At 47.2% G+C, this 1187-nt stretch carries 10 tRNA genes and 1 rRNA gene; all 11 read right to left on the bottom strand.

Going from position 1 to position 1187, the window contains the following annotated elements:
- Positions 1-108 precede the first annotated feature (108 nt).
- Positions 109-185, bottom strand: a tRNA-Pro gene (locus tag KNP74_RS14805).
- Positions 186-192: 7 nt separating this feature from the next.
- Positions 193-269: transfer RNA gene (locus tag KNP74_RS14800), tRNA-Arg, on the bottom strand.
- A gap of 5 nt (positions 270-274) precedes the next feature.
- A tRNA-Leu gene (locus KNP74_RS14795) sits at positions 275-359 on the bottom strand.
- 7 nt (positions 360-366) lie between these two features.
- Positions 367-441 (bottom strand) — tRNA-Gly (locus tag KNP74_RS14790).
- A gap of 21 nt (positions 442-462) precedes the next feature.
- Positions 463-543, bottom strand: a tRNA-Leu gene (locus tag KNP74_RS14785).
- A gap of 33 nt (positions 544-576) precedes the next feature.
- Positions 577-652: transfer RNA gene (locus KNP74_RS14780), tRNA-Lys, on the bottom strand.
- A gap of 15 nt (positions 653-667) precedes the next feature.
- Positions 668-743, bottom strand: a tRNA-His gene (locus tag KNP74_RS14775).
- A gap of 11 nt (positions 744-754) precedes the next feature.
- Positions 755-830: transfer RNA gene (locus tag KNP74_RS14770), tRNA-Thr, on the bottom strand.
- 8 nt (positions 831-838) lie between these two features.
- Positions 839-914 (bottom strand) — tRNA-Phe (locus KNP74_RS14765).
- A 25-nt stretch (positions 915-939) separates the two neighbouring features.
- Positions 940-1015: transfer RNA gene (locus tag KNP74_RS14760), tRNA-Asp, on the bottom strand.
- 83 nt (positions 1016-1098) lie between these two features.
- Positions 1099-1187: ribosomal RNA gene (gene rrf / locus KNP74_RS14755) — 5S ribosomal RNA — on the bottom strand; the annotation flags it as partial.

The following is a 1187-nucleotide window of genomic DNA, read 5'->3' as shown; positions in this document are numbered from 1 at the left end:
GAATTTGATATAGCTCTTTAAAAATGACGAAGCTTGCGCTTCATTCAAAAATTGTAAAACATTTTTGCCTCATCGTTCAGTTTTCAAAGACCAAATTGAATTAAGAAATGGTCGGGAAGACAGGATTCGAACCTGCGACCCCTTGGTCCCAAACCAAGTGCTCTACCAAGCTGAGCTACTTCCCGTTATAAATGGTGCACCCTGAGAGATTCGAACTCCCGGCCTTTAGATTCGTAGTCTAACGCTCTATCCAGCTGAGCTAAGGGTGCATTAATGCGGTCGAGAGGACTTGAACCTCCACGGTGTTAACCACCACTAGGCCCTCAACCTAGCGCGTCTACCGATTCCGCCACGACCGCATATAATTGGAGCGGAAGACGGGATTCGAACCCGCGACCCCGACCTTGGCAAGGTCGTATTCTACCACTGAACTACTTCCGCAATATAAAGTTAGATTAGAGATGCGGGTGAAGGGACTCGAACCCCCACGTCAAAGACACTAGATCCTAAGTCTAGCGCGTCTACCAATTCCGCCACACCCGCATATAATATTTAAGTATAGAAATTAATGAGAAATGGTGAGCCATGCAGGGCTCGAACCTGCGACCCTCTGATTAAAAGTCAGATGCTCTACCAACTGAGCTAATGGCTCATTAATTTTTTAAAATGGGGCGGCTGAAGGGAATTGAACCCTCGAATGCCGGAATCACAATCCGGTGCGTTAACCACTTCGCCACAACCGCCATGAGAAAAATGGTGCCGGCGAAAGGATTCGAACCCTCGACCCTCTGATTACAAGTCAGATGCTCTACCAACTGAGCTACACCGGCGCTGTAAATGGTGGCTTTGGACGGAATCGAACCGCCGACACAAGGATTTTCAGTCCTTTGCTCTACCAACTGAGCTACAAAGCCAACTTATTAAGTTTAAATAAAAAAATGGCGGTCCCGACGGGATTCGAACCCGCGATCTTCTGCGTGACAGGCAGACATGTTAACCACTACACCACGGGACCGTTTTAAATAATTATTGTATCGACTTTACCTATTTTAAATGTCATCGAGAGTAAAGTCAATAATTTTTTCAAAAAAACAATCAGCCTGGCAGCGTCCTATCCTCACAGGGGGAGACCCCCAACTACTTTCGGCGCTGAAGCGCTTAACTTCCGTGTTCGGCATGGGAACGGG

Source organism: Exiguobacterium sp. s141, from assembly GCF_018618085.1.
Taxonomy (GTDB): Bacteria; Bacillota; Bacilli; order Exiguobacteriales; family Exiguobacteriaceae; genus Exiguobacterium; species Exiguobacterium mexicanum_A.
The sequence above is the reverse complement of the archived record's forward strand: the minus strand, read 5'-3'. Positions and strand labels throughout refer to the sequence as shown.